The sequence below is a fragment of the Streptomyces colonosanans genome, assembly GCF_001866645.1.
GTDB lineage: Bacteria > Actinomycetota > Actinomycetes > Streptomycetales > Streptomycetaceae > Streptomyces > Streptomyces colonosanans.
Genome location: NZ_MLYP01000039.1, coordinates 117,131 through 142,722 on the forward strand (window position 1 = coordinate 117,131; position 25,592 = coordinate 142,722).

19 protein-coding genes and 1 tRNA gene are annotated in these 25,592 nt (G+C 69.2%); 12 read left to right on the top strand and 8 right to left on the bottom strand.

The features are described 5' to 3' along the window. Positions 1-66: 66 nt before the first annotated feature. A complete protein-coding gene (locus tag BIV24_RS14515) occupies positions 67-1,485 on the bottom strand; it encodes a YibE/F family protein (RefSeq protein WP_071366707.1) in 1,419 nt (472 codons plus the stop codon). A gap of 221 nt (positions 1,486-1,706) precedes the next feature. Between BIV24_RS14515 and thiC the strand changes: the two genes are divergently transcribed. Beyond that, positions 1,707-3,509: a phosphomethylpyrimidine synthase ThiC gene (thiC, locus tag BIV24_RS14520; RefSeq protein ID WP_071366708.1), complete on the top strand. Its 1,803-nt coding sequence runs from the start codon at positions 1,707-1,709 to the stop codon at positions 3,507-3,509. Positions 3,510-3,745: 236 nt separating this feature from the next. Here thiC and BIV24_RS14525 read toward each other — a convergent pair whose 3' ends face one another. The 3 genes from BIV24_RS14525 to BIV24_RS14535 form a co-directional block, all read right to left on the bottom strand. Further along, positions 3,746-4,612 carry a hypothetical protein gene (locus BIV24_RS14525; protein WP_071366709.1) on the bottom strand — a complete coding sequence of 289 codons (867 nt, stop codon included), beginning with the start codon at positions 4,610-4,612 and terminating at the stop codon, positions 3,746-3,748. Between the two features lie 193 nt (positions 4,613-4,805). Beyond that, positions 4,806-5,915, bottom strand: coding sequence for a metallophosphoesterase (locus BIV24_RS14530; RefSeq protein ID WP_245766806.1), 1,110 nt, complete (start codon positions 5,913-5,915; stop codon positions 4,806-4,808). 226 nt (positions 5,916-6,141) lie between these two features. After that, positions 6,142-7,254 (bottom strand): LacI family DNA-binding transcriptional regulator, encoded by a 1,113-nt coding sequence (locus tag BIV24_RS14535; protein ID WP_071366711.1) that lies wholly within the window; start codon positions 7,252-7,254, stop codon positions 6,142-6,144. Positions 7,255-7,674: 420 nt separating this feature from the next. Between BIV24_RS14535 and hisC the strand changes: the two genes are divergently transcribed. The 5 genes from hisC (at position 7,675) to BIV24_RS14560 (ending at position 16,437) form a co-directional block, all read left to right on the top strand. After that, positions 7,675-8,754 carry a histidinol-phosphate transaminase gene (gene hisC, locus BIV24_RS14540; RefSeq protein ID WP_071366712.1) on the top strand — a complete coding sequence of 360 codons (1,080 nt, stop codon included), beginning with the start codon at positions 7,675-7,677 and terminating at the stop codon, positions 8,752-8,754. A gap of 310 nt (positions 8,755-9,064) precedes the next feature. Continuing rightward, positions 9,065-10,573 carry a cytochrome ubiquinol oxidase subunit I gene (locus BIV24_RS14545; RefSeq protein ID WP_071366713.1) on the top strand — a complete coding sequence of 503 codons (1,509 nt, stop codon included), beginning with the start codon at positions 9,065-9,067 and terminating at the stop codon, positions 10,571-10,573. Between the two features lie 20 nt (positions 10,574-10,593). Continuing rightward, the gene (cydB, locus tag BIV24_RS14550) at positions 10,594-11,601 is read left to right on the top strand and encodes a cytochrome d ubiquinol oxidase subunit II (RefSeq protein ID WP_071366714.1); all 1,008 of its coding nucleotides are present in this window, start codon (positions 10,594-10,596) and stop codon (positions 11,599-11,601) included. A gap of 99 nt (positions 11,602-11,700) precedes the next feature. Continuing rightward, positions 11,701-15,231, top strand: a complete 3,531-nt coding sequence (cydD, locus tag BIV24_RS14555) for a thiol reductant ABC exporter subunit CydD (protein WP_071366827.1) — start codon at positions 11,701-11,703, stop codon at positions 15,229-15,231. A gap of 150 nt (positions 15,232-15,381) precedes the next feature. After that, a complete protein-coding gene (locus BIV24_RS14560) occupies positions 15,382-16,437 on the top strand; it encodes a M23 family metallopeptidase (RefSeq protein WP_071366715.1) in 1,056 nt (351 codons plus the stop codon). A gap of 26 nt (positions 16,438-16,463) precedes the next feature. On the opposite strand, the gene BIV24_RS14565 is transcribed toward BIV24_RS14560, so the two are convergent. From BIV24_RS14565 to BIV24_RS14580, 4 genes are all read right to left on the bottom strand, one after another. After that, positions 16,464-17,351 (bottom strand): HAD family hydrolase, encoded by an 888-nt coding sequence (locus BIV24_RS14565; protein ID WP_177198720.1) that lies wholly within the window; start codon positions 17,349-17,351, stop codon positions 16,464-16,466. A 77-nt stretch (positions 17,352-17,428) separates the two neighbouring features. Beyond that, entirely contained in the window at positions 17,429-18,331 is a 903-nt protein-coding gene (locus tag BIV24_RS14570) for an LLM class flavin-dependent oxidoreductase (protein ID WP_071366717.1), read from the bottom strand. 99 nt (positions 18,332-18,430) lie between these two features. After that, positions 18,431-18,991, bottom strand: coding sequence for an RNA 2'-phosphotransferase (locus tag BIV24_RS14575; RefSeq protein ID WP_071366718.1), 561 nt, complete (start codon positions 18,989-18,991; stop codon positions 18,431-18,433). A gap of 323 nt (positions 18,992-19,314) precedes the next feature. Further along, positions 19,315-21,072 carry an SDR family oxidoreductase gene (locus BIV24_RS14580; RefSeq protein WP_071366719.1) on the bottom strand — a complete coding sequence of 586 codons (1,758 nt, stop codon included), beginning with the start codon at positions 21,070-21,072 and terminating at the stop codon, positions 19,315-19,317. Positions 21,073-21,322: 250 nt separating this feature from the next. Here BIV24_RS14580 and BIV24_RS14585 point away from each other — a divergent pair, with 250 nt between their 5' ends. From BIV24_RS14585 to BIV24_RS14610, 6 genes are all read left to right on the top strand, one after another. After that, positions 21,323-22,285, top strand: coding sequence for an ABC transporter ATP-binding protein (locus BIV24_RS14585; RefSeq protein WP_071366720.1), 963 nt, complete (start codon positions 21,323-21,325; stop codon positions 22,283-22,285). Next, positions 22,275-23,183, top strand: coding sequence for a hypothetical protein (locus BIV24_RS14590; RefSeq protein ID WP_071366721.1), 909 nt, complete (start codon positions 22,275-22,277; stop codon positions 23,181-23,183). The genes BIV24_RS14585 and BIV24_RS14590 overlap by 11 nt, the downstream gene beginning before the upstream one ends. Beyond that, on the top strand, positions 23,180-24,091 hold the full coding sequence (locus tag BIV24_RS14595; RefSeq protein ID WP_071366722.1) for an ABC transporter ATP-binding protein: 912 nt from the start codon (positions 23,180-23,182) through the stop codon (positions 24,089-24,091). Before BIV24_RS14590 ends, BIV24_RS14595 begins: the two co-directional genes overlap by 4 nt. Positions 24,092-24,101: 10 nt before the next feature. Next, positions 24,102-24,821 carry an ABC transporter permease gene (locus tag BIV24_RS14600; protein ID WP_071366723.1) on the top strand — a complete coding sequence of 240 codons (720 nt, stop codon included), beginning with the start codon at positions 24,102-24,104 and terminating at the stop codon, positions 24,819-24,821. 164 nt (positions 24,822-24,985) lie between these two features. Then, entirely contained in the window at positions 24,986-25,225 is a 240-nt protein-coding gene (locus BIV24_RS14605; RefSeq protein ID WP_071366724.1) for an SGM_3592 family protein, read from the top strand. Between the two features lie 276 nt (positions 25,226-25,501). After that, positions 25,502-25,587: transfer RNA gene (locus BIV24_RS14610), tRNA-Ser, on the top strand. The last annotated feature ends 5 nt before the right edge of the window (positions 25,588-25,592 follow it).

Consider the following 25,592-nt stretch of genomic DNA (forward strand, 5'->3'; position numbering starts at 1 on the left):
GCGGTTCCCGCACGTGTACGGGATGGCGGACGCCGTACCGCTCCTATGGCCCTTGCATGGCATGCCTCAGCGCTTGCGGCGGCGGCCCCTCCCACCGCGAGCCGATGCCGCGACCGCGGCGGTCGCGGCGGGGCGGTCGGCCGAGACCACGAGGGCGGCGAGGGCCGTGGTCACCGGCACCGAGGCGACGAGGCCGATCGAGCCGACGAGCGTACGTACGATCTCCTCGGCGACCAGCTCGCTTGTGGCGACCGTGGCGACACTGCTCTGGGCGATCGAGAAGAGCAGCAGCAGGGGCAGGGCGGCGCCCGCGTAGGCCAGGACGAGTGTGTTGACGACCGAGGCGATGTGATCGCGGCCGATGCGGATGCCCGCACGGTACAGGTCGCGCCATCCCAGCGACGGATTCGCCTCGTGCAGCTCCCAGACGGCCGAGGTCTGTGTCACCGTCACGTCATCGAGGACACCGAGCGAACCGATGATGACGCCGGCGAGCAGTAGGCCGCTCATGTCGATGTGGGGGTACAGCCCGTGGATCAGACCGGTGCTGTCGTCCGTGTTGCCGGTCAGCGCGGCCCAGCCGATGAACAGAGAGCCCAGCACACCGATCAGTGACAGTGAGATGAGCGTGCCGAGCACCGCCACGGAGGTTCGGGCTGAGAGGCCGTGGCACATGTAGAGGGCGATCAGCATGATGGCGCTCGATCCGATCACCGCCACGAGCAGTGGATTCGAGCCCTGCAGGATCGCGGGCAGGATGAAGAGGCTCAATACCAGGAAGCTGACCGCCAGAGCGACGAGTGCCATGATGCCGCGTATCCGGCCCACGACCACCACGGCGACGGCGAAGATGCCGGCGAGTAGTGCCATGGGGAACGTGCGGTTCACATCGGTCACCGAATACTGCAGCTCCCTGGGCGCAGTGGGTTCGTACGCGACCACGACCTTCTCGTCTTGGTGCAACTGCCGTGACTGGTCCGGCTGGACGATCTCTGTGAACGTACGGCCCTTGTCCTTGCCGGTGTCGACGCGGATCGTCGCCTTCTTGCAGGTGCCGTGCTGTGCCGAGGAGCTCTCGGCGGTGGAGGTGCCACCGGTCGGGGTATCGCCCGAGGGGCTCAGGGGCGCGCAGTTCGCCGTCACGACCGTGGTGACCGTGGCCTGCTGGGTCTGTCGGTCGAAGCCGACGCCGGTGCGTGTGTGTGATGGGGCGCCACCGGGCCACAGCACCACGAGACCGACCACTACCGCCGCGGTGAACGGGATGAGGACCGCGGCGATGACTCTGCGCAGGTGCTGGGACACAGGGGCCGCAGGGCCATGGCTGTGACTGTGGAAGTGGCCATGCCCACTGTCGGGTCCACGAGTACGGCCGCCTCCGGGGCCGTGCACTTGTCCGGAGCGGTGACTCCGTGAGTGGTCCGTGCCATGGCCGTGAGGTGGCGTGGAGGGCGGGAACGGGGGCGGATGCTGCGTCGCGGTCACCGCCTGATCATTGCAAGAAGGCGTGAACCCGGGCTGTTCAGCTCGCGCGATAAGACGCTAGCGTGAGAACACCTTTGCACACGCGGGAGCTCGGAGCACCGGGCTGAGAGGGCGCTGACCTTCGCAAACGCGATGTTTCACGTGGAACATCAGCGGGCGGAAACCGCTGCGTCGACCGCTGAACCTGTTACCGGGTAATGCCGGCGTAGGGAGTAGGTCTCATGACCATCAAGGACGCACGCACGCTTGCCTCCGCCCAGGACGAACAGTCCCAGGAGGCCGGAAAGTCCATCGGCTGGCACAAGGCGTACGTCGGGGGTTCGCGCTCCGACCTGCGGGTGCCGGTCCGTCAGGTGCACCTCACCAACGGGCAGTCCGTCACCCTGTACGACACCTCTGGCCCGTATACCGACCCGCTGGTCGAGACCGATGTCCGTAGGGGGCTGGAGCCACTGCGGGAACACTGGATCGCTGCTCGCGGCGACACGGAGGAGTACGCAGGCCGTCCCGTCCGTCCCGAGGACGACGGGATCAAGCACACCTCGCCGCGTGGAGGGCTGCGCAATCTCGACGCGGTGTTCCCGGGCCGGCCACGTCGGCCGCGGCGTGGCCGCGCCGGCAGGGCGGCCACGCAGCTCGCGTACGCCCGCCGCGGAGAGATCACGCCCGAGATGGAGTTCGTGGCGATCCGAGAGAACGTTTCCCCCGAGGTTGTGCGTGAGGAGATCGCGGCGGGCCGGGCGGTGCTCCCCGCCAATGTGAACCACCCGGAGACCGAGCCGATGATCATCGGCAAGCGGTTCCTGGTGAAGGTCAACGCCAACATCGGCAACTCCGCGGTGACCTCCTCCATCGAGGAGGAGGTCGAGAAGATGACCTGGGCGACCCGTTGGGGCGCGGACACGGTCATGGATCTGTCCACCGGTCGCAACATCCACACCACGCGCGAGTGGGTGCTGCGCAACTCCCCCGTGCCGATCGGCACCGTGCCGCTCTATCAGGCCCTCGAGAAGGTCGACGGAAAGGCCGAGGAGCTGACCTGGGAGATCTACAAGGACACGGTCATCGAGCAGGCCGAGCAGGGCGTGGACTACATGACGGTCCATGCGGGTGTGCGCCTTCCGTATGTGCCGCTGACCGCCCGCCGCAAGACCGGCATCGTCTCGCGGGGCGGCTCGATCATGGCGGCGTGGTGCCTGGCGCACCACAAGGAATCGTTCCTGTACGAGAACTTCGAAGAACTGTGTGAAATCCTCGCGGCGTATGACGTCACCTACTCGCTGGGCGACGGCCTGCGGCCCGGCTCGGTCGCGGACGCCAACGACGAGGCCCAGGTCGCGGAGCTGCGGACGCTCGGGGAACTCAACCGGATCGCCAGGCGTTTCCATGTGCAGACCATGATCGAGGGCCCGGGGCACGTCCCGATGCACAAGATCAAGGAGAACATCGATCTGCAGCAGGAGATCTGCGATGAAGCTCCGTTCTATACGCTCGGGCCGCTGACGACAGACATCGCGCCGGCGTACGACCACATCACCTCCGGCATCGGCGCCGCGATGATCGCCTGGTGGGGCACGGCCATGCTCTGCTACGTCACACCGAAGGAACACCTGGGCCTGCCCAACCGTGACGACGTCAAGACCGGCGTCATCACCTACAAGATCGCAGCCCATGCGGCCGACCTCGCCAAGGGGCACCCGGGCGCACAGGAGTGGGACGACGCCCTGTCGGAGGCACGCTTCGAGTTCCGCTGGGAAGACCAGTTCAACCTGGCCCTCGACCCGGACACGGCCCGCGACTTCCATGACGAGACACTCCCGGCGGAGCCTGCCAAGACGGCCCACTTCTGCTCGATGTGCGGGCCGAAGTTCTGTTCGATGAAAATCAGCCAAAGCATCACAGAGCGGTTCGGCGGCGACGTGGCTGAGGGGGCGTCGGCGGAGGAGATCGCCGAGGGCATGCTCCAGAAGTCCAAGGAGTTCGCTGCGAACGGGAACCGCGTGTACCTGCCGCTCGCGGACTGACGCCGGACCCATGTGGTGGTCTGTGCCGCCGAACTGTTTCGGACCGGGCGGCGGCACGGGCAGCGGGGACCTCGTCCGCTGTCCCCGGCACCCTTGCGACGGTTCCTGCGGAAGTGGGGGAGCGTACGGCGGGCGTGCGAGGGGCACGGGGAGGGTGCCCGCTGCGCATGAGCGCGTGCCGGACGTACCGGTACCGTTCCCCGGCGACGGCACCGGTGTCGGGCAGGCGGCGCCCGTCACTCCGGCTGGTGCTCGGGCCCCCCGAAGTCCGGGCTGGTGAAGTCCGGGCTGCTGAACCGGGGGCGCGGGCCCCCGGCGGGGCCGCTTTCCGGGCTGCTGAAGCCCGGGCTGTTGTAGCCGAGGTGCGGGATACGGCTGGAGGTCGGTTCCGGTTCCTTCCGGCTCGTCGCGGCCGTGTCCGGGGCGGCGAGAGCCTCGCGGAGGAACGGCAGGATGCCGCGCTCCAGCAGGGCCGCGTGCCAGGCTTCCCTGGCCCGGGCCACTTCCGCCGTCAACGCGTCCCGGGCAACGGCTTCCGCGGTGGAGGAGCCATTGCGCAGAGCGGTCAGCAAGAGGCCGACCGCGGCGACCAGCATCGCCGCCGCGGTCACGGCACCGAAGACCCACCCGGTGGTCAGGAGGGTCCTGGCGAACGCCTGGTCGGGGTTGACCATCTTGAGGATGTAGCCCACGAGCAGGAAGATCGCCGCGGCGGCGCCGGCGAGGACGGGGGCGAGCACCGCGAGGACGGCACCAGGTCCGGCGCTCGCCGCAGCCTCTCCCACGGTGGCGGCGAGCCCCGGACCCTCCAAGTCCGGTCCCGGGGAACCGGTGGTGCTCTGCTGGCCGGTCGCGGCGGACGGGGCCGGCTGGCGCAGTTCCTCACGGACCTTCACGTAGCGCTGGTACTCCGCAGCCGCCGCCGCGGTGATCAGGGCGGTGGCGTTCAGCGCCACGGTGCGCAGTTGTTCGGGATTGAGCCGTATTTCCGCAGTGGTCAGTTCAGGGCGGTGTGGTGCGGAGCGCAGCGCCTCATCGAGGATCCGCTCGTATTCCTGGCGGTCCTCGCTCAGCAGGTGCTGCGGAACGCTGTTCATGTGCATCCCCCGATGCTCCGTAGGGCTTGGGGCTCGGCATGCTGACGAGCCGTCGGGCAGAAACGGAGGGGAGCCTGCTACGGATAAGCCGATGGTAGAGCGGTGACCGCACACGGTGACAGGGGGTTTCCGGAAATTGCCCTTGCCCGTCGCAGTTCTTCGGCAGTCCTCCGTAGGGGGACGACTGCCCGTTGAACGCTCAGCTATCCAGCGGAAGTTGCTGGACCAGCAGCTTTCCGGCCATGGTCACGCCGCCGTCCATCGCGATCGCCAGCCCGTCCGCGTAGAGGTGCGGGCCCTCGACCACCGGACCCGCGTCGTCCTCGCCGTCCTCCGAGCCGACCTGGCCCAGGAGGTAGGGAATGGGGCTGTGGCCGTGGACGATGCGCGTGCCGCCGTATGCGTCCAGCAGGGACCGTACGGCGTCGGCGCCGCCCTCGTCGCGGAAGGAGAAGCGCTTGGTGAGCTTCCGGAAGAGGTCCCAGACCTCGTCCGGGTCGTTGCGCGTGAGCGTTTCGCGGATGGTGTCGTTGACCGCTTCGATGGAGTCGCCGTAGCCGAGGTAGGCAGTGGTGTCCGAGTGGACCAGTAGATGCCCGTCGACCTCCTCGACCGCGTCCAGGCGGGCCATCCACTGGAGGTGGTGGTCCTGGAGCCGGTCCATGTCGCTCTTCTGGCCTCCGTTGAGCAGCCAGGCCGCCTGGAAGGTGGCGGTGCCCGCGCCGGAGTTGACAGGGGTGTCGCCGAACCGTTTGGCGCCGAGCAGCAGCAGCTCATGATTGCCCAGGAGCGCCTTGCAGTAGCCGCCGGCCGCGGCCGCCTCCGCGGACAGCCGCATCACCAGGTCGATGACGCCGATGCCGTCGGGGCCGCGGTCGGTGAAGTCCCCCAGGAACCACAGCCGCGCCGTGCCCGCGGACCAGTGGCCCGAGGCGTCGATGAGCCCCTTCTCCTGGAGCGCCGCCTCCAACTCGTCGAGATAGCCATGGACGTCACCGACGACGAACAGCGGACCGGGCCCGTCGGAGGGCTGCGGGGAGGGCACGGACGCCGGGTCGACGGTCACCTGGACGGTGTCGCCGCGGTTGATCACCGGCAGATCGCGCTCGGTGGGCGTGTATCCCTCGGAGTACCCGTGGGGGTACGACTCCGATGCGACCACGGGTCCGGCGACCTCGCCCGGGGGCGTGCTCTGTGCGTACGGACCGGTCTCGTGGACGTACGCGGGTACCCGGAAGTCGCGCAACGTAGCTGTCCGCTCCACCTCGGGTCCCTGACCGGCCCCCTGAGTCATTGACCCCTCCACCATCGCGCCGCATCTGCACCGCATCGGACTGCCTGGTCGCAGCGGCCCGCGGTGTCGTGGGCCCATCATAGGAATGCGGATCGCGCCTTGTGATGACCCAGGGGTGGTGAATCGGGAAGGACTCCGGTTCACCGTAGCATTCGCCCTGATTAGGAGGGGCTTTCGCCGCCGGGACGGACCATCGATGACCCGCGGGTGACCTGTGTGTCACCCGCGGATCACCAAGGGTCTACCCCTTCTCCGGCGATCGGGGCGGGCTGATCGTGGTACGGGGCGGGCGCCGCTGGGACGATGTACGCACGATCAGCTCCGTCGGTATCACCCGCTCGACGGGCTGCTCCGACTCGACGCCCTCGATGGCGTCGATGAGGAGCTGGACCGCCGCGGTGCCGATCCGGCGCGGCTTGAGGGAGAGCGTCGTGACGGGCGGTTCGGTGTTGGCGTACACGGCGGACTCGCTGCAGCAGACGAGGAGCAGGTCGTCGGGCACACGCAGTCCGTAGCGGCGGGCGGCGGCCAGGAGGTCGGTGCCGTTCGGATCGAAGAGCCCGTAGACCGCGTCGGGGCGGTCGGGGCGTGCCAGCAGCCGGTCGGCGGCGACGGCGCCCGCGCACGGGTCGTGGGCCGGGTAGGCCTCGTACACGGGGTCCTGCCCGACGCGCTCGCACCAGGTCATGTACGCGGTCGTGGACAGATGCGTGTACGTGTCGGTCGTGGTGCCCGTCAGCAGTCCGATCCGGCGGGCACCCGCCTCCGCCAGATGGTCGAGGATGCCCAGGACCGCGGCCTCGTGGTCGTTGTCGACCCAGGCGGTGACCGGGAGGGAGCCGGCCGGACGGCCGTCGGAGACCACCGGTAATCCCTGGCGGACCAGCTCGCTGACCACGGGGTCCTGATCGGACGGGTCGATGACGACCGTGCCGTCCAGGGCGACGCTCGACCACACGTCGTGGCGCGAGGTCGCGGGCAGGATGACCAGGGCGTAGCCGCGGGCGAGCGCGGCCGAGGTGGCGGCTCTGGCCATCTCCGCGAAGTACGCGAACTCGGTGAAGGTGAAAGGTTCATCCCCGTACGTCGTCACCGTCAGGCCGATGAGGCCCGACTTTCCGGTACGGAGGGTGCGGGCCGCGGCCGAGGGGCGGTAGCCCAGCCGGTCGGCGACCTCGCGGACATGGCGTCGAGTGGCGTCCGGCAGCCGGCCCTTGCCGTTGAGGGCGTCGGAGACGGTCGTGATGGAGACCCCGGCGGCGGCGGCCACATCTCTGATGCCCGCCCGGCCCGGCCGGTTGCCTCGGCGGGAGGTCTCCGCCCGGCTCACCTGGTGCTTCCCTGCTGCTGTCATGGCGAGCCGATAGTAGGGCTCATGCGGTGGGGTAGTGCGGACGCATATGCGCTCGTTGACAGGGACGTTTCTGCATGGTCAACAAGTGTCAAAGGCCATGGAACGCAAGGGGATTGAGCGATGCTTCATCAGTACGTGACTTGTCGGCGTGCATGAGCCTGCCCAGGCGGCGATATTCCGAAGAGGTCTCAACTCACCTTCACGAGGGATGCGCGCCACGGCGCGAGCCACCGGCGCGTGCGACAAGCAGCAGTGCGCCCCCTTTCCTTCGGGCGGCTGGAGGCCCGGACGCGCAGGCTGATGTGCCCGGCGCGGACATGGTTGTCCACAGCCCATTCGCAGCGGCGCCGAATCCTCATAAGGTGAGAAGCATTGGAAGCCGGTGGCGGCCATGAGCCGGCGTGCTTGAGGAGGACTGCGGTGAGCGAGACGAGCCCGAAGCTGCGTGCCGAGCTGGAGAGTATCCCCACCTATAAGCCCGGCAAGCCTGCTGCGGCCGGCGGCCCGGTGGCCTACAAGCTGTCCTCGAACGAGAACCCGTACCCCCCGCTCCCGGGCGTGATGGAGAGCGTGACGGCGGCGGCCACGTCCTTCAACCGCTACCCGGACATGGCGTGCACGGGGCTGATGTGCGAGTTGTCGGAGCGCTTCGGGGTGCCCGAGTCGCACCTCGCCACCGGTACGGGCTCGGTCGGTGTCGCCCAGCAGCTGTTGCAGGCCACAAGCGGCCCGGGCGACGAGGTGATCTACGCCTGGCGGTCGTTCGAGGCGTACCCGATCATCACGCAGATCAGCGGTGCGGCATCGGTGCGGGTGCCGCTGACCCCCGGCGACGTGCACGACCTGGACGCGATGGCGGACGCCATCACCGACCGGACCCGGTTGATCTTCGTCTGCAACCCGAACAACCCGACCGGCACGGTGGTGCGCCGGGCCGAGCTGGAGCGCTTCCTCGACCGGGTGCCGAGCGATGTGCTGGTGGTACTCGACGAGGCGTACCGGGAGTTCATCCGTGACGTCGAGGTCCCGGACGGCGTCGAGCTGTACCGTGAGCGGCCGAACGTGTGCGTGCTGCGCACCTTCTCCAAGGCGTACGGCCTCGCCGGGCTGCGGGTCGGCTTCGCGATAGCCCATGAGCCGGTGGCCGCGGCGCTGCGCAAGACGGCGGTGCCGTTCGGGGTGAGCCAGCTGGCCCAGGAGGCGGCGATCGCCTCGCTGCGCGCGGAGGACGAACTGCTCGGCCGGGTCGGCTCGCTGGTGTGCGAGCGCACGCGCGTGGTCGACGCGCTGCGTGCCCAGGGCTGGACGGTGCCCGAGACCCAGGCGAACTTCGTGTGGCTGCGGCTGGGGGAGCGCACGGTCGACTTCGCGGCGGCCTGTGAGCAGGCCGGCGTGGTGGTGCGGCCCTTCCCGGGTGAAGGGGTGCGCGTGACGATCGGAGAGTGCGAGGCGAACGACGTCTTCGTGAAGGTGGCGGAGAGCTTCCGCAGGGATCTTTGACGGATCTCCGGTCGTCAGGCGTCGGTCGTCTGCGGGTTTCGCGCGTAGAGGGTTACCGCCCCCAAGATCTTCAACAAAATGTTGAGGATTTTGGGGGCGGAGTCATGTCAGGACCTGATGGCACCCCATAAAGGACCCCCCGCCTATCCATCACCAAAGCGCCATGCGTCATAATTTCTTGTGAATGTGAACGCGTTCACAAACGTGTCCCGATAGCTCCTGTGATGTGCGTGACAAACGGGGCAGACTGCCGCTTGTGACCACGGCGAAGCAACGCTTGTGACCACGGCGAAGTAAGGAGAAAGACGACGTGGACATGGCTCTGGCGCCAGAGACTTTGGCGCGATGGCAGTTCGGCATCACCACCGTCTACCACTTTCTGTTCGTCCCGCTGACGATCTCGCTCGCCGCTCTGACGGCCGGCCTGCAGACCGCCTGGGTGCGGACGGAGAAGGAGAAGTACCTCAGGGCGACGAAGTTCTGGGGAAAGCTCTTCCTGATCAACATTGCGATGGGCGTCGTCACCGGCATCGTCCAGGAGTTCCAGTTCGGCATGAACTGGTCCGACTACTCGCGCTTCGTCGGTGACATCTTCGGTGCCCCGCTCGCGTTCGAGGCCCTCCTCGCCTTCTTCTTCGAGTCCACCTTCATCGGGCTGTGGATCTTCGGCTGGGACAAGCTGCCCAAGAAGCTCCACCTCGCCTGCATCTGGATGGTCTCCATCGGCACGATCCTGTCGGCGTACTTCATCCTCGCGGCCAACTCGTGGATGCAGCACCCCGTCGGCTACCGGATCAACAAGGCAAAGGGACGCGCCGAACTCACGGACTTCTGGCACGTGCTGACCCAGAACACCGTGCTCGTCCAGGTCTTCCACACCCTGTCCGCGGCCTTCCTGACCGGTGGCGCCTTCATGGTCGGCATCGCCGCCTTCCACCTGCTCCGCAAGAAGCACATCGCCGTGATGAAGACCTCGCTGCGGCTCGGTCTGGTCACGGTCATCATCGGCGGCCTGCTCACCTCGATCAGCGGCGACAGGCTCGGCAAGGTCATGTTCGAGCAGCAGCCGATGAAGATGGCCGCCGCCGAGGCTCTCTGGGACGGCCAGCACTCCGCGCCGTTCTCGATCTTCGCTTATGGAGATGTCAGCAAGGGCCGCAACACCGTGGAGCTGTCCGTCCCCGGGCTGCTCTCCTTCCTCGCCCACGACGACTTCCACTCCTTCGTCCCCGGCATCAACGACACCAACAAGGCCGAGCAGGAGAAGTACGGCCCCGGCGACTACCGACCCATCATTCCCGTCACCTTCTGGGCCTTCCGCTGGATGATCGGCTTCGGGATGGTCTCCTTCGCCATCGGCCTGGTCGGGCTCTGGCTCACCCGAAAGAAGTTCATGCTGCCGAAGCATCTGCGGGTGGGTGAGGACGAGGTGCCGCATCTGGTGCTCTTCAAGAACAAGGCCCTCGGTCCCAGGCTCACCACGTGGTACTGGCGGATCGCGATCCTGACCCTGGCCTTCCCGCTGATCGCCAACTCCTGGGGCTGGATCTTCACCGAGATGGGCCGGCAGCCGTGGGTCGTCTACGGCGTGCTGCAAACCCGTCACGCCGTCTCCCCCGGTGTCTCCCAGGGCGAGGTCATCGCCTCGATGACCGTGTTCACTCTGCTCTACGCGATCCTCGCCGTCATCGAGGTCAAGCTGCTCGTGAAGTACGTCAAGGCCGGTCCACCCGAGCTCACGGCGTCCGATCTCAACCCGCCCACCAAGATCGGCGGCGACTCCCATGACGCCGACAAACCGATGGCCTTCTCGTACTAGGCCGAGGGAGCGCTCACATCATGGAACTTCACGACGTCTGGTTCGTCCTCATCGCGGTTCTCTGGATCGGCTACTTCTTCCTGGAGGGCTTCGATTTCGGAGTCGGCATCCTGACCAAACTGCTGGCCCGTGACCGTACCGAGCGGCGCGTGCTGATCAACACGATCGGCCCCGTCTGGGACGGTAACGAGGTATGGCTGATCACCGCGGGCGGCGCGACCTTCGCCGCCTTCCCCGAGTGGTACGCCACGCTCTTCTCCGGCTTCTATCTGCCTCTACTGATCATCCTGCTCTGCCTGATCGTGCGTGGCGTCGCCTTCGAGTACCGGGCGAAGCGTCCCGAGGAGAGCTGGCAGCGCAACTGGGAGACAGCGACCTTCTGGACCTCGTTGATCCCGGCGTTCCTGTGGGGCGTGGCTTTCGCCAACATCGTGCGGGGCGTGAAGATCGACAAGCATTTCGAGTACGTGGGCAACGTCTGGGACTTGCTCAACCCGTTCGCTCTCCTGGGTGGCCTGGTGACGCTGACCCTGTTCACCTTCCACGGAGCGGTGTTCACGGCGCTCAAGACCGTCGGGGACATCCGGGAGCGGGCGCGGAAGCTGGCGCTGGTGGTCGGACTGCTGACCGCTGTGCTGGCGCTGGCCTTCCTGATCTGGGCGCAGGTCGACCACGGTGACGGCAAGAGCCTGGTCGCGTTGATCGTCGCGGTCGTGGCGCTCGTCGCGGCGCTCGTGGCGAACCAGGTCGGGCGCGAGGGGTGGGCGTTCGCGTTCTCCGGCGTCACGGTCGTGGCGGCGGTCGCGATGCTCTTCCTGGCGCTCTTCCCGAACGTCATGCCGTCCACGCTCAATGCAGACTGGAGTCTGACGGTGGCCAACGCGTCCTCGAGCCCCTACACCCTGAAGATCATGACGTGGTGTGCCGGGATCGCCACACCGATCATCCTGCTCTACCAGGGCTGGACGTACTGGGTCTTCCGTAAGCGCATCGGTACGCATCACATCGCCGCTGATGCGGCCCACTGATTCCGACCGGTGGGTGTGTTTCGTACGGAACACACCCACTCGGGATCAAAGAGCACGTTTCACGTGAAACATGCTCAATGAGAAGAGGGTGTGTTCCACGTGAAACCGATCGATCCGCGACTGCTCCGCTACGCCCGCGCCACGCGCCTTTTCCTTGTGGCGGTCGTCGGCCTGGGTGCCGTCGGGTCGGTTCTGGTCATCGCTCAGGCGATGCTGATCGCCGAGGTGGTGGTCGATGCCTTCCAGCACCACCAGCCGGTGGCCGAACTGCGGACGCCTCTGCTGCTCCTGGTGGCCGTGGCGGTCGGCCGGGCGCTGGTTTCCTGGCTTACCGAACTCGCCGCACACCGGGCCGGCGCGGCGGTCAAGTCCGAGCTGCGGGGGCGACTGCTGGTGCGGGCGGGGGCCCTCGGCCCTGGGTGGCTCAGTGGCCAGCGGACCGGCTCGCTGGTCGCCCTGGCTACCCGAGGCGTCGACGCCCTCGACGACTACTTCTCGCGCTATCTGCCCCAGCTGGGTCTCGCGGTCGTCGTGCCGATGGCGGTGCTCGCCCGGATCGTGACCGAGGACTGGGTGTCGGCGGCGATCATCGTCGGCACGCTGCCGCTGATCCCGCTCTTCATGATCCTGATCGGCTGGGCCACGCGCTCCCAGATGGACCGTCAGTGGCGGCTGTTGTCCCGACTCTCCGGGCACTTCCTCGACGTGGTCGCCGGGCTGCCGACGCTCAAGGTATTCGGCCGGGCCAAGGCGCAGGCCGAGTCCATCAAGCGGATCACCGGCGAGTACCGGCAGGCGACCATGCGGACGCTGCGGATTGCCTTCCTGTCGTCCTTCGCGCTGGAGTTGCTGGCCACGATCTCCGTGGCGCTTGTCGCCGTGACCATCGGTATGCGGCTCGTCCACGGCGACATGGACCTGTACATCGGTCTGGTCATCCTCGTGCTCGCACCGGAGGCCTATCTGCCGCTGCGGCAGGTGGGCGCACAGTTCCACGCGGCTGCCGAGGGCCTGGCCGCCGCTGAGGAGATCTTCACGGTGCTGGAGACGCCGGTTCCGTCCTCCGGTACGCAGCGCGTCCCGCACGGGGAGATCGCCTTCGAGGGCGTGACCGTGCGCTACCCCGGACGGTCGGCTGACGCGGTGTCCAAGGTGTCGCTGACGGTCCGACCTGGTGAGACCGTCGCCCTGGTCGGGCCGAGCGGCGCGGGCAAGTCGACGCTGCTGAACGCCCTGCTCGGTTTCGTACCGCCCACCGCGGGGCGCGTACGGGTCGGGGGAGTCGATCTCGGCTCGGCCGATCTGGAGGAGTGGCGCTCGCGGATCGCCTGGGTGCCGCAGCGGCCCCATCTGTACGCGGGCACCATCACGGACAACGTACGGCTGGCGCGGCCGGACGCGGACGACGCTGCGGTGCGGCTCGCGCTGGCCGACGCCGGGGCGCTGGAGTTCGTGGACGCGCTGCCAGCCGGAGCGGACACGGTGCTCGGCGAGGACGGCGCGGGGCTCTCCGCGGGGCAGCGGCAACGGCTCGCCCTGGCGCGGGCGTTCCTCGCCGACCGGCCGGTGCTCCTGCTGGATGAGCCGACGGCGTCCCTGGACGGGGCGACCGAGGCGGAGGTCGTGGAGGCCGTGCGGCGGCTGGCCGTCGGGCGGACGGTGCTGCTGGTCGTGCACCGGCCGGCGTTGCTCGCGCTGGCCGACCGGGTCGTGCGGCTGGAAGTGGAGGAGTACGGCACCGAGGGTGGACCGGCTCAGTCCGCTGCCGCGCCCCTGCCGCGCCCCCGGACGCCGGAGGAGCCGCAGGCCCACGACGAGCAGATGCCCGCCCTCACCCCGGTGCGACGCGGTGGCGTACTCCCCCGAGTCCGTGCCATGGCCGGTCCCCGACGTGGGCGGCTCACCCTCGCGCTGCTGCTCGGCAGTCTCGCGCTCGGGAGCGCCGTCGGGCTGATGGCCACCTCCGGATGGCTGATCTCGCGGGCGTCCCAGCAGCCTCCCGTGCTGTATCTGATGGTCGCTGTGACGGCCACCCGGGCGTTCGGCATCGGCCGCGCGGTGTTCAGGTACGCGGAGCGGCTCGTGTCCCATGACGCCGTGCTGCGGATGCTGGCCGACACCCGGGTCGCCGTCTACCGGCGTCTGGAGCGGCTGGCGCCGGCCGGGCTGCGCACCACCCGGCGCGGCGATCTGCTGTCGCGGCTGGTGGCCGACGTGGACGCCCTGCAGGACTACTGGCTGCGCTGGCTGTTGCCCGCGGGCGCCGCGTTCGTCGTGTCGGTCGGCTCGGTCGGTTTCACCGCCTGGCTGCTGCCCGAGGCCGGTGCCGTTCTCGCCGTCGGGTTGCTGGCGGCCGGTGCCGGTGTGCCCCTGATGACGGGTGCCGTGGCACGCCGCGCGGAGCGGAGGCTGGCGCCCGCCCGGGGCGTGCTGGCGACCCGGGTGACCGATCTGCTCACCGGGACCGCCGAACTGACGGTCGCCGGGGCGCTGCCCGCGCGGACCGCCGGGGCACGCCGGGCCGACAGGGATCTCACCCGCATCGCATCCCGCGCCGCCACCGCCACCGCGCTCGGTGATGGGCTCACCGCGCTCGTTACCGGGCTGACCGTCGTGGCCGCCGCCCTCGTGGGCGCACAGGCCGTCGCCGACGGGCGGATCGGCGGTGTGACCATGGCCGTCGTGGTGCTCACCCCGCTGGCCGCGTTCGAGGCGGTTCTGGGGCTGCCGCTCGCCGTCCAGTACCGGCAGCGGGTGCGCAGGAGTGCCGAGCGCGTGTACGAGGTGCTGGACGCACCCGAGCCCGTGCACGAACCGGAGCGCCCTCAGCCGGCGCCCGCATCGCCCTTCCCGCTCGTCATGGAAGGGCTGGCCGCCCGCCACAGCACGCAGCGGCAGGACGCGCTCACCGGACTCGACCTCACCCTCGAACAGGGCCGCAGGATCGCCGTGGTCGGTCCCTCCGGCGCGGGCAAGACGACGCTCGCGCAGGTGCTGCTGCGGTTCCTGGACGTGAGCGCCGGTGGGTACACCCTGGGCGGCATGGACGCGCACGCGCTCGACGGCGACGACGTACGGCGCCTGGTCGGACTCTGCGCCCAGGACGCGCACCTCTTCGACAGCTCGGTACGGGAGAACCTGTTGCTCGCCCGGAAGGACGCGAGCGAGGGGGAGTTGCGTGACGCGCTCGCCCGGGCGCGCCTTCTCGACTGGGCCGACGGGCTGCCCGACGGCCTGGACACGCTGATCGGCGAGCACGGCGCGCGGCTGTCCGGCGGCCAGCGGCAGCGGCTCGCGCTGGCCCGCGCCCTGCTCGCCGACTTCCCCGTCCTCGTCCTCGACGAGCCCGCGGAGCACCTCGACCTGCCGACGGCGGACGCGCTAACCGCAGACCTGCTGGCCGCCACGGAGGGCCGCACGACACTGCTGATCACCCACCGGCTGGCCGGGCTCGACGCGGTCGACGAGGTGATCGTGCTGGCGGAGGGGCGTGTGGTCCAGCGGGGTACGTACGCGGAGCTGGTGGCGGCGGCGGGGCCGCTCAGGGAGATGGTGGAGCGGGAGGCGCGGGGAGATCTGCTGGGAAGGCGGACGGGAGACAAGGGATCGGCGGCCTTGGCCCAGGCATAGGGACCTTCACCCCTGAAGGAGGACCCGAGCCCCTGAAGACCCGGGTCCCACTCGGATGAGGGACGCCGTGGGCCGATCGTGGTCCTCCGTTCCCCCAGCCGTACGACATGAACAGGACGGCCGACCCTGCCGTGGGCCACGATCGCTGATATGCGCTCATCTCGTCGCTGTCCTCTGCTCGTTCCGGTGCTCGTGTGCGCGGCCGCCGTGCTCCTGGCACGGCCCACCGCGGCCGAGGGGGGGTCGGGAGGCGGCGAGGCGGACTCCGGCGTCAGCACCAAGGTGATGCGGCTGTACGAGGAGGCCACCGTGGCGACGCGACGGTACGAGGTGGGGCACCGGGAAGCCGAGAAGCAGCGCGCCAAGGCGCGGCGTTCGGAGCAGCTCCTCGCACGGGAGCAGAAGCACATCGCGGCCCTTCACGAAGACCTCGGCCGGATCGTGCGGGCCCAGTACCGCCAAGGCGGTGGGATCCCGTACGCGGCGCAGGTCATTCTCGCGAACACTCCCGAGGAGCTGATGCGAAGTCAGCATGTCTTCTCGCAGGCGGACCTTGCGGTGGAGACCGCGGTCGCAAAGAGCCGCCGGGCGGAGGCCTGGCTCGCCGCGGAGCAGGCGCGGGCGGCCGCGCTCTGGCGGGATCTGGAGAAACGGAACGGCGAACTGGCCGGGATGAAGCGGGTCATCCAGGCGAAACTGGACGAGGCTCGACGGGTGCTGCAGAGCCAGGCTGACGCGTCCGCAGCCGCGGGCACGTGTCGAAGCCCTGTCCGGCTGGACGGGGTGCACGCGAAGATCACGCGGAAGTGGGTCACACCGGTGGAGGGCTACCGCCTCTCCGCGGGCTTCGGCAGTGGCGGCGCCCGCTGGGCGAACCGGCACACCGGCCAGGACTTCGCGGTGCCGATCGGGACAGTGGTGCGGGCGGCCGGGGCGGGGAAGGTGGTGAAGGTGACGTGCGGGGGCGCGTTCGGTATGGAGATCGTGATCGAGCACCCGGGCGGGTACTGCACGCAATACGCCCATCTCGCCGCCGTTATGGTCGGCCAGGGCGACCGGGTGGCCGCCGGACAGTGGATCGCCCAGTCGGGTACGACCGGCAACTCCACCGGTCCGCATCTCCACTTCGAGGTGCGGGCCACCCCGGAGCTGGGGTCGAGCGTCGATCCGGTGCCGTGGCTGACGGCACGGGGCGTGAAGCTGTAAGGGACCTGCCCTGGGCCTGCCCCGGCCTACAACCGCTCCGCGAGGATCCGTTCGATCACCACGGCCACCCCGTCCTCGTTGTTGGCGACGGTCCGCCCCGACGCGGCGGCTATCGCGTCCGGGTGTGCGTTGCCCATTGCGTACGACTGGCCGGCCCAGGTGAGCATCTCCACGTCGTTGGGCATGTCGCCGAAGGCGATGACCTCCTCGTGGGAGATGCCACGCTCGGCGCAGCACAGCGCGAGCGTGCTCGCCTTGGAGACGCCGGGGCCGCTGATCTCCAGCAGCGCGCTGGGGCTGGACCGGGTGATGGCGGCGCGGTCGCCGACGGCCAGGCGGGCCAGTGTGAGGAAGGCGTCCGGGTCCAGCTCCGGGTGGTACGCGAGGATCTTGAGGACCGGCTTGTGGGCGCCCGGGGCGTCCGCGGCCAGTAGTTCCTCGGCGGGCGCGCGGAACTCGGGAACCTCCATGTGCAGCTTTGGGTACGCCGGCTCCTGGTAGAAGCCGTACGTCTGCTCCACGGCGTACACCGTTCCGGGCGCGGCGTCCCGCAGCAGTTCGACGGCGTCGAGGGCGTTCTCCCGGGCCAGCTCCCGGACCTTGACGAAGCGGTGGGTGCCGGGGCCGCCGTGCAGGTCGACCACGGCCGCGCCGTTGCCGCAGATCGCCAGTCCGTGACCGTGGACGTGGTCACTGACGACGTCCATCCAGCGCGCCGGGCGGCCCGTGACGAAGAACACCTCGATGCCGGCCTCCTCGGCGGCGGCCAGGGCGGCGATCGTGCGCTCGGAGACCGACTTGTCATCCCGGAGGAGGGTGCCGTCGAGGTCCGTCGCGATCAGCCGGGGCGGGACGGTGGATGCCGGGGTCTCGGGCTCTCGGGTCGCTGAGGTCACGGGCTCATTCTGGCGCATATGCCCGCACGGCCGTGCGGGAGTTCTCACAGATGAGTGGTGACGCTCCTCACCAGTGGCAGCACGTCCCGTCCTGCTCAGCCCAGCTGGGCCGGGGCCTCCATGGCGATCTGCTCGAAGATCTTTTCGTCCGCCGCGAAGTCCGAGTCGGGGATGGGCCAGTGGATCACGAGGTCGGTGAAGCCCAGCTCCGCGTGCCGTCCGGCGAAGTCGACGAACGCGTCGAGGGACTCCAGCGGACGGCCGCGGTCCGGGGTGAAGCCGGTGAGCAGGATCTTGTCGAGTTCCGTCACATCGCGGCCGACCACGGCGCACGCGTCGGCCAGCTTCTCGGCCTGTGCGCGCAGAGCCAGCAGGGACTGCTCGGGGGTTCCGTTCTCGTACAGCTTCGGGTCGCCGGTCGTCACCCACGCCTGACCGTGGCGTGCCGCGAGCGCCAAACCGCGCGGGCCGGTAGCGGCCACCGCGAACGGCAGCCGGGGACGCTGGACGCAGCCGGGGATGTTGCGCGCCTCGTGCGCGGAGTAGTGGTCGCCCTGGAACGAGACGGAGTCCTCGGTGAGCAAGCGGTCGAGCAGCGGGACGAACTCGCCGAAGCGGTCGGCGCGATCACGCGGGCTCCAGGAGTCCTGGCCGAGCACGGTGGCGTCGAAGCCGGTACCGCCGGCACCGATGCCGAGTGTGATCCGGCCTCCGGAGATGTCGTCGAGGGAGATCAGTTCCTTGGCGAGGGGGACCGGGTGGCGGAAGTTCGGTGAGGTCACCAGCGTGCCGAGACGCAGACGCTCGGTGACGGCGGCCGCGGCCGTCAGCGTCGGCACGGCGCCGAACCACGGGCCGTCGCGGAAGGTCCGCCACGACAGATGGTCGTAGGTGAACGCGGTGTGGAAGCCCAGCTGCTCCGCACGCTGCCATGCGGAACGCCCTCCCTCGTGCCAGCGGACGTACGGCAGGATCACGGTGCTCAGACGCAGACTCATGCTCCGAGCGTAAGGGGAGCCACGGAGTGGTCGCGGTGATCAAAGGCACAGACTGGTCGCGTTCCAGCCAGGGCAGCGGTGCCCGGGCCGGCCGGGATGTCAGCGCGGTCCCCGAAACCGCAGGTAGCGCGGCGGTACGGCCTTGGTCAGCCACACTCCGTTCGCGCTGACGTGGAAGACGTGGCCGTCGCGCTGCATGGCGCCGGCGTCCACCGTCAGGACGACCGGGCGGCCGCGGCGGGCACCCACACGGGTGGCGGTCTCGCGGTCGGGCGAGAGGTGCACATGGTGCCGGTCCATGGGCCTGAGGCCCTCCGCGCGGATCGCGTCCAGGTTGCGTGCCACGGTGCCGTGGTAGAGGTAGGCGGGCGGGGTCGCCGGCGGCAGTCCGAGGTCGATCTCGACGCTATGGCCCTGGCTGGCGCGGATGCGGGTGCCCTCGATCGCGAAGCGCTTCTTGTCGTTGGTGGCGACCACGTGGTGCAGCTCGTCGCGCGTGATGCGGAAGCCGTGCGCGGCCGCCGCGGCGAGCAGGGTGTCGATCTCGACCCAGCCGCCCTCGTCCAGCGTGAGCCCGATTCTCTCCGGCCGGTGCCGCAGATGTTTCGAGAGATACTTCGACACCTTCACGGTGCGATTTTCGTCTTTCCTTTCCGTCATCCTTCCAGCGTGCGACAGAGACGCGGATCACGCACATGATTTTGATCCGGATGTTTGATCCACAAGCAAGTGCGGTTATCCACAGCTGATTTGGCAAACCTGTGGACAACTTGGCTGCGAGTCAGGTGCGTTGGGCAACTGTCCAGCGCTGTACGAGAGGTGCGGCACGTCAGGCCGATTGGTGTGGCTTGGGCGAGAGTTGAACGCCAGGCGGCGCGCGACAGCGAACTCCCCGGCCATCGCGTCGAGTTACTGCACCGCATCAGTTGAGACGTGCTCTTGACCGATCACTGGTCAAGAACATGCCGTCCGGAGGGCGTTGATCACAAAGGCGGCTCCAGCCGCGCGACGGCACGCAGCATGCGGGGGGTGAAGCGGGACATCAGGAGGGTGCCACGAGCCTCCGGAGTGACCGGCACAACAGCCTGGTTGCGCACGACGGCGCGCAGGATCGCCTCCGCAACCTTCTCCGGCGGATACCCGCGCAGACCGTACAGTCGCGCCGTCCGTTTCTGCAGGCGCTTCTCCTCCTCGCTGTCCACACCAGTGAAGCGAGCGGTCGACGTGATGTTCGTGTTGACGAAGCCGGGGCAGATCGCCGACACCCCGATGTCCCGCCCGGCCAACTCCGCGCGCAGGCACTCGCTGAGCATCAGGACAGCCGCCTTCGACGTGCTGTAGGCGGGCAGCGCCCTCGACGGCTGGTACGCGGCCGCCGACGCGGTGTTGACGATGTGACCGCCCTGACCGCGCTCGGCCATCTGCCGTCCGAAGAACCTGCAGCCGTGGATGACGCCCCACAGATTGACGTCGAGCACCTTCCGCCAGTCCTCGGCGGTCGTGTCGAAGAAGGAGCCGGACAGCCCGATCCCGGCGTTGTTCACCAGCACGTCCACCACCCCGTACTCGGCGGCGACCTTCTCGGCGAGCTTCTCCATGGCCTGCTCGTCGGAGACGTCGACCGTCTCGGCCCAGGCCTCGGGGGCGCCGATCAGCCGGGCCACATCCGCCGTCCGGGCCGCGCCCTCCGCGTCCCGGTCGACGGCCACCACGCGCGCGCCGGACTCGGCGAACGCGACCGCCGTGGCCCGCCCGATGCCGCTGCCCGCGCCGGTGACCAGCACAAGCTGGCCTGCGAACCGGTCCGCATACCGCCCGCTCGCCGCCGACGGCGACGGCCGACCACTTTCCACAGCGGTCACGAACTCAGCGATCCATGCGGACAGTTGATCGGGTCGGGTGCGCGGGATCCAGTGCCCCGCGGGCAGCGTGCGGCGAGTCAGCCGGGGGACCCACCGCTCCAGCTCGTCGTACAGCCGCTCCGACAGGAACGCGTCCCCCAAGGGCGTGATGAGCTGCACCGGCGCGTGCGCATGCGCGTCCGCGCGCGGGTGGTTCAGCCGGGACCGTACGTTGTCGCGGTACAGCCAGGCGCCATGGGACGCGTCCGTGGGCAGAGACCGGGTCGGGTAGCCGTCATCGGGTACCTTCTCGACGCGTTGCAGGAACTTCGGCCAGCGTTTGCCGAGCGGGCCGCGCCAGGCGAGTTCCGGCAGGACCGGAGTGTGCAGCAGGTACACGTACCAGGATTTGGCGCCCTGACCGAGCAGTTGACCCACCCGGCGCGGGGTGGGCTTTCGCACCCGCTCCTTGATCCAGTGCCCGAAGTGGTCCAGGGACGGTCCGGACATCGACGTGAAGGACGCGATCCGGCCCTCCGCGCGCTTGACAGTGACGAACTCCCACGACTGCACCGAGCCCCAGTCGTGCCCCACCAGGTGCACCGGCCGGTCCGGGCTGACCGCGTCCGCGACCGCCAGGAAGTCGTCCGTCAGCTTCTCCAGCGTGAACCCGCCGCGCAGCGGCTTCGGCGCCGTCGAGTCGCCGTGGCCGCGGATGTCGTACAGCACCACGTGGAAGTGGTCGGCGAGGCGGGCCGCCACCTCGGACCAAACCTCCTTGCTGTCCGGATAACCGTGCACGAGGACGACCGTCGGCTGCGCCGGGTCCCCCAACTCGGCCACGCACAGCTCGATTCCACCTGTCCGCACCCGGCGTTCACGCGCCCCCACGACCGTCACTCGTCCTCTGCCCAGCGTCGTACGTGCGGCAGATCGCCGTCCAGCCAGAACGCGCTCTGCGCTTGACACCGGCGAATCTCGCAGTTGTTAGAGCCTGCGTCAATAGGCCTGCCCCGGCCTGTGGAAAACCCCGGACGCGTTCGCCCTCAGGGGGACCCCTAGGGACTCGTACGACTGGAGTCTGATTCCAAGACGGCTCTGCGGGCTGACGACGCGCGTAGCCCAGGTCACTACCGTCGATGACGTGACTGTGATCGCGACCGAAAGCCTGAGCAAGCGGTTCCCGAGGGTGACCGCGCTTGACCGGCTCTCCGTGGACGTCGGACCCGGTGTGACGGGGCTCGTCGGCGCCAACGGAGCCGGCAAGTCCACACTGATCAAGATCCTGCTGGGTCTGTCCCCCGCCACCGAAGGCCGTGCCGAGGTGCTCGGACTCGACGTCGCCAGCAAGGGCGGCGCCATCCGCGAGCGTGTGGGGTACATGCCGGAGCACGACTGCCTGCCGCCCGACGTGTCGGCCACCGAGTTCGTCGTCCATATGGCACGCATGGCGGGCCTGCCGCCGACGGCCGCCCGCGAGCGCACCGCCGACACGCTGCGCCACGTCGGTCTGTACGAGGAGCGCTACCGTCCCATCGGCGGCTACTCGACCGGCATGAAACAGCGTGTGAAGCTCGCCCAGGCGCTGGTCCACGACCCGCAGCTGGTCTTCCTGGACGAGCCGACCAACGGCCTCGACCCGGTCGGCCGCGACGAGATGCTCGGCCTGATCCGCCGTGTCCACACGGACTTCGGGATCTCGGTCCTGGTCACCTCCCATCTGCTGGGCGAGCTGGAGCGCACCTGCGACCACGTCGTGATCATCGACGGCGGCAAGCTTCTGCGCTCCAGCTCCACCCGGGACTTCACCCAGACCACCACGACCCTCGCGATCGAGGTCACCGACACCGACGAGCACCCGGACGGCACCCGCGCGGTGCGCGACGCGCTCCACGCGCGCGGGGTGACCACGCACGACGGCAGCGAACTTCCAGGCGCCGGACACATCCTGCTGCTCACCGCGGAAGGCGAGCGGACGTACGACCTCGTCCGGGACGTCGTCGCGGACCTGGGCCTCGGCCTGGTCCGCATGGAACAGCGCAGGCACCACATCGCCGAGGTCTTCAAGGACGGCGAGGAGCAGCGGAAGGAGGCGGTCGGCCATGGCGGTTGAGCAGCCCACGGCCCGAGAGGCCGAGCAGACCCGGATCCACAACATCGGCTACCGCTCGTACGACGGCCCGCGTCTGGGCCGCGCCTATGCCCGCCGCTCGCTGTACTCGCAGTCCCTGCGGGGCGCTTACGGTCTCGGCCGCTCGGTCAAGTCCAAGGTGCTGCCGATGCTGCTGTTCGTAGTGATGTGCGTGCCCGCGCTGATCATGGTGGCGGTCGCGGTCGCCACCAAGGCGAAGGAACTGCCCATCGAGTACACGCGCTACGCGATCATCATGCAGGCCGTCATTGGCCTGTACGTCGCCTCGCAGGCGCCCCAGTCGGTCTCGCGCGACCTGCGCTTCAAGACGGTGCCGCTGTACTTCTCGCGCCCCATCGAGACCGTCGACTACGTCCGCGCCAAGTACGCGGCCCTGGCCTCGGCGATGTTCATCCTGACGGCCGCGCCGCTGCTCGTCCTCTACGTGGGCGCGCTGCTCGCCAAGCTGGACTTCGGCCACCAGACCAAGGGATTCGCCGAGGCAGTGGTCTCCGTGGCACTTCTCTCCCTGCTGTTCTCCGGGATCAGCTTGGTCGCCGCGGCCGCCACCCCCCGGCGTGGCTTCGGCATCGCGGCCGTCATCGCCGTCCTGACCATCTCGTACGGAGCCGTCTCCACCCTCCAGGCCATCGCGCACGTCCACTCCGGCGACACCTCGGTCCTGGTGTGGATGGGCCTGTTCTCGCCCATCACGCTCATCGACGGCGTACAGACCGCCTTCCTCGGCGCATCCTCCTCCTTCCCCGGCGCGCAGGGGCCCTCGGCGGCGCAGGGAGTCGTCTACCTCCTCGTCGTCCTCGGACTCATCGCGGGCAGCTACGGCCTGCTGGTCCGCCGCTACCGAAAGGCCGGGCTGTGACCACACTCACCATCGACCACGTCTCGCGCTGGTTCGGCAACGTGGTCGCCGTCAACGACATCACGATGACCGTCGGCCCCGGCGTCACCGGTCTGCTCGGCCCGAACGGCGCCGGCAAGTCCACCCTCATCCACATGATGGGAGGCTTCCTCGCCCCCTCCACCGGCTCTGTCACCCTCGACGGACAGCCCGTGTGGCGCAACGAGCAGATCTACAAGCGCATCGGCGTCGTCCCCGAGCGCGAGGCGATGTACGACTTCCTCACCGGACGTGAATTCGTGCTCGCCAACGCCGAGTTGCACAGCTTGGGCGCCAAGGCGGCCCAACGTGCGCTTGCCACGGTCGAGATGGAGTACGCGCAGGACCGGAAGATCTCCACGTACTCCAAGGGCATGCGCCAGCGCGTGAAGATGGCCTCCGCACTCGTGCACGACCCGTCGCTGCTGCTGCTCGACGAGCCGTTCAACGGTATGGACCCGCGCCAGCGCATGCAGCTCATGGAACTGCTCCGGCGCATGGGCGCCGAGGGCCGCACGGTGCTGTTCTCGTCCCACATCCTCGAAGAGGTCGAGCAACTCGCCTCGCACATCGAGGTGATCGTCGCCGGACGGCATGCGGCCAGCGGCGACTTCCGCAAGATCCGCCGTCTGATGACCGATCGCCCGCACCGCTATCTGGTGCGCTCCAGCGACGACCGGGCGCTCGCGGCCGCGCTCATCGCGGACCCGTCGACCTCGGGTATCGAGGTGGACCTCGCGGAGGGCGCGCTGCGCATCCAGGCGGTCGACTTCGGCCGGTTCACGGCCCTGTTGCCGAAGGTCGCGCGCGAGCACGACATCCGGCTGCTCACGGTCTCGCCGTCCGACGAGTCCCTCGAGTCCGTCTTCTCGTATCTGGTCGCGGCGTAGGAGGCCGAAGATGTACGACCCCACAGTCGCCCGGCTCACCTACCGGGGACTCCTCGGCCGCCGCCGGGCCCTCATCCTCGGCGCGCTGCCGGTCCTGCTGATCGTGATCTCCGCGGTCGTGCGCGTCCTGACCGGCGCCGACGACCAGGTGGCCCACGACGTCCTGGGCGGGTTCGCGCTCGCCACGATGGTGCCGATCATCGGCGTCATCGCGGGCACCGGCGCGATCGGGCCCGAGATCGACGACGGCTCGGTGGTGTATCTGCTGTCCAAGCCGGTGAAGCGGCCGGCGATCATCTTCACCAAGCTGATCGTCGCGATCGCGGTCACCATGGCGTTCTCGGCGCTGCCGACGTTCGTCGCGGGCCTGATCCTCAACGGCAACGGCCAGCAGATCGCCGTCGCCTACACCGTCGCGGCGCTGGTCGCCTCCATCGCGTACGCCGCGCTGTTCCTGCTGCTCGGCACGGTGAGCCGGCACGCGGTGGTCTTCGGCCTGGTCTACGCGCTGGTCTGGGAGGCGCTCTTCGGCTCGCTGGTCTCCGGGGCGCGGACGCTCAGCGTGCAGCAGTGGGCGCTCGCCGTGGCCCACAAGGTCTCCGACAGCTCTCTCGTCACCTCCGACGTCGGGCTGCCCACCGCGACGGTGCTGCTGATCGTGGTGACCGTGGCCGCCACCTGGTACGCGGGACAGAAGCTGCGGACGCTGACGCTGGCGGGCGAGGAGTGACGGACCCCGCGAGACGTCGGCCGGGGTGCGGCCCGGAACCGGGCCGCACCCCGGCGCACCCGAACCGCACCCCGGAACCGGCTCGTCGTCCAAGGCTTTGACACCGGCTTCACACCTGCCCGGGCACACTGGGCCAGGGGGATGCACAGCGGAAAGGAACGGGGATGGCAGCTCAGGCACCACAGGGCGACGGCCGGGGCGAGGCCGGGGACGCCTGGGACGGCGTCGTGTTCGACGAGGACTTCATACGGTCCGCGGCGTCCTCGGAGCCGTCCGCGCGTGCCCGGATGCTGGCCGCGCGCTGGCGCCACGAGGCCCCCGACCCCCAGCCGTGGCGCTCCGACGAGCCGCCCGCCGGCTGGTTCTTCAGCAAGGCACGCCGCCGCAGGTGGCGCCGCCGGTAACAGCCGTACGCGGTAGGCGGCCGGTGGATTCTATTCAGTGGCGCCTGATGCGGTGGACGGGCACAGTGGTGATGTCCACGACGCCGGATCGAGTCGGCGCCACATTCTGGGAGAGGAGCTGGGTGATGTCCATGCACGACAGTACGCCGAGCTCCCGACAGGGCAGCCCGCGGCAGGTTCCGGAGTAGTTACCCCTCCGTCGAGCCCGCCCGCACAGGGAGCTGCCCGGGGCGGCCGCTTCGAGCGCGCGATGTGCTTCGCGCGGGCCGCCCACCCGGAGGATTGGCCGAGTGGTAAGGCACCGGCTTGCTAAGCCGTGGTCGGGGTCGATCCCCGCGCGCGTTCGATCCGCGCATCCTCCGCAAGA

What these genes read in the sequence shown, in the direction of transcription:
- thiC (WP_071366708.1), top strand. Translation starts at nt 1,707, where the DNA reads ATGACCATCAAGGACGCACGCACGCTTGCCTCCGCCCAGGACGAACAG.
- BIV24_RS14525 (WP_071366709.1), bottom strand. Translation starts at nt 4,612, where the DNA reads ATGCACATGAACAGCGTTCCGCAGCACCTGCTGAGCGAGGACCGCCAG.
- BIV24_RS14530 (WP_245766806.1), bottom strand. Translation starts at nt 5,915, where the DNA reads ATGGTGGAGGGGTCAATGACTCAGGGGGCCGGTCAGGGACCCGAGGTG.
- BIV24_RS14535 (WP_071366711.1), bottom strand. Translation starts at nt 7,254, where the DNA reads ATGACAGCAGCAGGGAAGCACCAGGTGAGCCGGGCGGAGACCTCCCGC.
- cydB (WP_071366714.1), top strand. Translation starts at nt 10,594, where the DNA reads ATGGAACTTCACGACGTCTGGTTCGTCCTCATCGCGGTTCTCTGGATC.
- BIV24_RS14560 (WP_071366715.1), top strand. Translation starts at nt 15,382, where the DNA reads ATGCGCTCATCTCGTCGCTGTCCTCTGCTCGTTCCGGTGCTCGTGTGC.
- BIV24_RS14565 (WP_177198720.1), bottom strand. Translation starts at nt 17,351, where the DNA reads ATGCGCCAGAATGAGCCCGTGACCTCAGCGACCCGAGAGCCCGAGACC.
- BIV24_RS14570 (WP_071366717.1), bottom strand. Translation starts at nt 18,331, where the DNA reads ATGAGTCTGCGTCTGAGCACCGTGATCCTGCCGTACGTCCGCTGGCAC.
- BIV24_RS14575 (WP_071366718.1), bottom strand. Translation starts at nt 18,991, where the DNA reads ATGACGGAAAGGAAAGACGAAAATCGCACCGTGAAGGTGTCGAAGTAT.
- BIV24_RS14590 (WP_071366721.1), top strand. Translation starts at nt 22,275, where the DNA reads ATGGCGGTTGAGCAGCCCACGGCCCGAGAGGCCGAGCAGACCCGGATC.
- BIV24_RS14600 (WP_071366723.1), top strand. Translation starts at nt 24,102, where the DNA reads ATGTACGACCCCACAGTCGCCCGGCTCACCTACCGGGGACTCCTCGGC.
- BIV24_RS14605 (WP_071366724.1), top strand. Translation starts at nt 24,986, where the DNA reads ATGGCAGCTCAGGCACCACAGGGCGACGGCCGGGGCGAGGCCGGGGAC.